This is a genomic window from Photorhabdus australis DSM 17609 (assembly GCF_000711895.1).
Lineage (GTDB): Bacteria > Pseudomonadota > Gammaproteobacteria > Enterobacterales > Enterobacteriaceae > Photorhabdus > Photorhabdus australis.
The window spans coordinates 1-4597 of sequence record NZ_JONO01000102.1 but is presented as its reverse complement, the minus strand read 5'-3'; the positions used below and the strand labels follow the sequence as shown (position 1 = coordinate 4597).

4 protein-coding genes and 1 pseudogene are annotated in these 4597 nt (G+C 37.7%); all 5 read right to left on the bottom strand.

Features of this window, described 5'->3' with window-relative positions; all coding sequences use genetic code 11:
- Positions 1 to 196: 196 nt before the first annotated feature.
- Positions 197 to 1165 (bottom strand): hypothetical protein, encoded by a 969-nt coding sequence (locus BO26_RS18025; protein WP_036773905.1) that lies wholly within the window; start codon positions 1163 to 1165, stop codon positions 197 to 199.
- 12 nt (positions 1166 to 1177) lie between these two features.
- The gene (locus BO26_RS23570; protein WP_157835578.1) at positions 1178 to 1342 is read right to left on the bottom strand and encodes a hypothetical protein; all 165 of its coding nucleotides are present in this window, start codon (positions 1340 to 1342) and stop codon (positions 1178 to 1180) included.
- A 120-nt stretch (positions 1343 to 1462) separates the two neighbouring features.
- Complete coding sequence (locus BO26_RS18020; RefSeq protein WP_157835577.1) at positions 1463 to 2320, bottom strand: hypothetical protein; 858 nt, start codon at positions 2318 to 2320, stop codon at positions 1463 to 1465.
- A gap of 55 nt (positions 2321 to 2375) precedes the next feature.
- Complete coding sequence (locus tag BO26_RS22880; RefSeq protein WP_051691048.1) at positions 2376 to 3983, bottom strand: hypothetical protein; 1608 nt, start codon at positions 3981 to 3983, stop codon at positions 2376 to 2378.
- A 135-nt stretch (positions 3984 to 4118) separates the two neighbouring features.
- Positions 4119 to 4597, bottom strand: a pseudogene (locus BO26_RS18010) (DUF4123 domain-containing protein); the annotation flags it as partial.

The following is a 4597-nucleotide window of genomic DNA, read 5'->3' as shown; positions in this document are numbered from 1 at the left end:
CTTTTATTCCCTCATGTGAGAAATAAATCCCTAAGCCTGAATCATCACATTTTAATCCCGCTGACAGTGCTGTTTTACCTCCCCCTGTTGTGGTACTTGTACCTTTTACAGATAGTACTTTGAATCTTGCTTTAAGCTCTGGAGGCAATATTATCTATTATTAAAAGAGGGATGAACCCTCTTTTTTTTCATATCATTATCGGGTTAAAATAAATCTATTTCCATCGAATCGATATTTTGGATTTAATAGTGTCTTGTTTTTTCTATTATTTTTGTTAATAAATACAAGTGGTGAGGGAGACATAAAAACAACCCGGCCATCCAGAGAAATATCAATTTTAGATTGATTAAAATCTAAAGGTAAAAGTTGAAGATCAGGTGAATTTATAATTTCATCTAATCCTATTGATGAAAAATAATCATCATTATTGCCACCATTAGCTCTGACTGATTCATCCAGGAATTCTTTATGCAGTTGTTTCAATCCTTTAATATCCTTGCTTTTTAAGAACGCCCAATATTCTTTATAGGCAGAAATAAGGGCTGATTGATATTTTTCTGGTAATGAATCTATAACGTTATTTTCTTTTGAAAATTGATATGAATTTACCCAGTTCCATACAGGGTAATCGTTTTTTATATCAAATTGTTGTGAATACTCATAATAGTATTTTTCGTTGTTATGATTTATCTTGTTGCGGCCTAATAATCTCGCCAATTGTTCATTTATAGAGTTTATTTCAAGAGATGAATTAGAGGTATTATGCTCTATATTATCATTAGGATTGTATTTTATACTCATAACTGGTTTTAGATCAGGCGTTTCGAATCTATTTCTTGCCTCTAGTGTGAAGTTACATTTTGAACCTGAATCGAAAATATCTTTTTTTCTATTTGATGGCCAAGTATAGAATTGTATTGTATTATTTTTAGGTTTCAGGTATTCACCTATGCCGATTAGTGTATTCATCGGTTCTTTATCATAATATGAAAGGATTCTCATTCCATTAATAAATAACTCAATTGAGCATTTATTTACTTCAATTTCTAATCTGTAATCAATGGGTTCTATTTTATTATTCATGAAATTTTCATTCTCTTTAGATAACCCGGTTATGGGTAATATAAATAATAATATTGCTAGAAGTTTTTTATGATTAAGCATGGTATTTTTTCTTCAAAAATCAATAAAATAAAGTGGCCCAAATTCATCTTTATCGCATATCAACACATCTGCTTTGATTAGTTTCATATCTACTCCATGATTTCCACCTTTACCACCAATTCTTGATTGGCTAACTGAATCATTATAATTGTTTATATAATCTGCTTTTATTTCCACCTCAAAATAAGCTTTGATTCCTTCATGTGAAAAATAAATTCCTAGTCCTGAAAATTTTATATCTTTTTCAGCCTCAGATTGATGCTTTACCTGAGGCTGAATGAATTACAGTAGTATTACTTAACGGACAATCATCACTTTGCCGTTAATAATGGATAAGTAAGGATTGTACTTGAAAATCTTATTTGTTACTTTATTCTCCATTCTGACTGGAGAGCCACCTAGTGCTCCTGCTTCCAACCGGAACATTTTCCCTTCTTTATAGCGCACTAACTCATATTTATCCCATTCAGGTTGTATGACGACATAATTCTTATCATCCAATTTTTCTTTAAAACCGAATGAGTTAAAGAAAGTCTCTGGTCGGCTATTTTCACCTATCGCCCATTCTTCCCAGGCGGGTTGACTCATTTTCCATAATTGATTTAAATCTCGCCGATGTAAGGTATTGCTGATTTCCAGATAGAAATTTTTTATCGCCTCCATATCATTTTTTTCCGAAACTGGCCGCGCTGTTGTCCACATCCAGTCCGGTAATCCACTGAGTGTAAAGGTTTTCTGTGCGGCAAAAAAACCTTCTTCCGCCTCTATTTTCGACATGGCGGCATAATCAAAGCCGGCCTTACCATTTGGTAACTGGCTCTGCGATTCTTGTGTCGTGACATTGCCTTTATCATCAACAGTCAACTTGATATGGCTAATAACCACTCTTTCCTCGTCATATGGTGCGGTTTTAGTTAATGTTGCTTCACACCAAGAATCGGGATAAAGTCCTTCAGAATCTGTTTCAAAAGATAACGGCCCCATCAGCAATTCCATTGTATTTTGACCATTTTCAACAAAGGCTGTCATATTAAAGCCACTTGATTGCGTCCCCGTTCGTGAATTAATATTATCCAAGGCCATTACGCCATTTATTCGCACCACGCAAGTGTTACGTTGAGTCTTGAACGACAAAAGATATTTATATTCAACCATATTTGTTTTTCCCGATATCGAAGAATTTACCATCAATAATAACGCTAGCAAGGTACTACCCAAAAGATACCCTGTACGTCGATTTTTCTTTAGATAACGGCTCTTGAAGTACCCACTCTTTTTCAATTTCATCTTGTAAATTTCTCATGGCTGTTGATTTAGAATTACCAAGTTTTTTATTTTCACTATTAATATTATCTACTTCTCCAACTCTGGCGCCATAGGCCACATTACTCTTCGCTTTAATCCCTTCATGGTAAAAGACCAGATCCAGCTTATCTTTCCGGCTGTTATCTAATGCAACACACACTTCAGCCATAACCTCAGCGCTGGCCTTAAAATACCCTTCTACAGCCCAATACCGGACACCACCTCGAATATTGGTTTCCGCTCCAATAGCCAGGCTGCCTTTGACCAACGCCCCGGGCTCAAAATGCCACTCTTTCTTCTCATCCGAAGCCCAGCTGAAACTCAGATCGATGCTGCCTTTCACGATTAAATCCAGTTTAACGCCAAGGTAGGCACCATCTTTGCCCCGTTTAACTTCTTGTTCCCGTTCTTGCCCATGTTCACGAATAGTAGCCACCAACATATCCAGTTTGTAGTAATTCGCAAACATCTGGATAACATCCAGCCGGAGGGCTATGCCGAACAGCGGGGCGGCTTTTATACTCCCTTTGCGTTTAAAATAAAGCTGATTTGTAGCACTTTGGCACAATGCGCCTTCGCCATGAAGATTAATGACCGGATATAAAATTTCGGCAGACAAGAGTTTGATTTCATCTGGTTTCTTACCATCCGATAAGACCTTGTTAACTTGTTTAACCGAGTTTCCCACTGATTCAAGCAAACTCAGCTTATAAGTACCTTTTTTGTACTCCTGTTCTAATTCTTTGGACCATTTACGAGTTTCTTTTCCCCGGGTAGAAGAGATCTTGCCAGTAATGGTCAGGGTGTTGGTGACTTCATAAGGTGTCGTGTATTTTCTTGTTAATCGTTTTTCGTATCGGGAACCAGGTCTGGCCCGGTTAGGGTAATTTTCGCGAAAGGTCTGACGCCGTTGTTCGTCATTAAACTCTTCAATCGCCTGTTTCAGTCCAAAAAAAACATCCACCTCAAATTTCTCAAGAAGTACTAAATTGATAGCCGTGTAAAAGACCGGATTTTTACCCACGAAAATGTTTTTTATTTCATTGTGAATATTAATTTTTTGGGGAACAAACGGCTCCCCGGCGCACTCGGTCACTCGGATAAAGTAGGATGATTTTGCCAGTCCGGCGGACCAATTATCAGGAGAAATAAACTTAACAAGAAAACGGAGAGGGTTATTTTCCTCCAATGAGAAACCCCCGGCAGGCAATTGGTAAGTGATTTTCCCTTTATACGGTTGAGCCGGAGAAAATCGGGCAATGTGTTGAAAAACATTATCATCATAAATATCACCAATCGGACACTGAGAATTACTGGAGGCACAGCCTTTACTAATTGACTTTATCGTTAAGGGAATAGGCTGGTCATCTTCTACCACCATATAAATGGCGGGGGAAAATTTTTCCTGTATATAACTGAATTTCTTGTCACCAAGGGTAATATCAACGCGGTGTGTGCAGGTATCCGGGTTTTTGCAATCACAAATGGCGTTTCCGGCAGCTAATGACGTCATTATTATTTCCTCTGGTTAATATTAACGTGATCGTTACCGAGGGTTCCCCTGCTGCAACTGACTACATCATCGATTTTCATTGCATTTTCCATATTCTTTCCTCATTTCTATAAGGTTAAGATAATTAATATTAAATCACAGTGGTACACGACCTAATTCCTGTAATAACAGCTTTTCTGCCCGTAAATATCCCGGTTCGCTGTCATTCTCCAGCAATGTTTTATAATGAACGGGCAGTTCTTCTATCGAGCAATATTTATGTAACACAAATAACTTCGTTAACCCCCGAATACTGCGGTCATCCGTAATACCGATATTTCTGAACCACGTGAACAGTGTGCGGGAATAATCAATGTAATTAAGTTCTTCTATTCTTCCCCATTCATCAATGAATGAGGCCAGTTTGTGCACATAACGTTCTGTAAAAATAATCTGGATCTTTTCCAGTTGTTCGGACGTGATCGATAACATCTTTCTTTTGCTGCTAGCGCCCCGAGGAAATTGTTTTCTGGCGGCGTGAAAACTATCCTGCCTGTCAATCCCTGGATAATTTGTGGCAATTTTATCTATCGGCCCGAGAAAACAGTGAATTTCCCAGTCACTCAGGACGCTGA

What these genes read in the sequence shown, in the direction of transcription:
- BO26_RS18020 (WP_157835577.1), bottom strand. Translation starts at nt 2,320, where the DNA reads ATGGTTGAATATAAATATCTTTTGTCGTTCAAGACTCAACGTAACACT.
- BO26_RS22880 (WP_051691048.1), bottom strand. Translation starts at nt 3,983, where the DNA reads ATGACGTCATTAGCTGCCGGAAACGCCATTTGTGATTGCAAAAACCCG.
- BO26_RS18025 (WP_036773905.1), bottom strand. Translation starts at nt 1,165, where the DNA reads ATGCTTAATCATAAAAAACTTCTAGCAATATTATTATTTATATTACCC.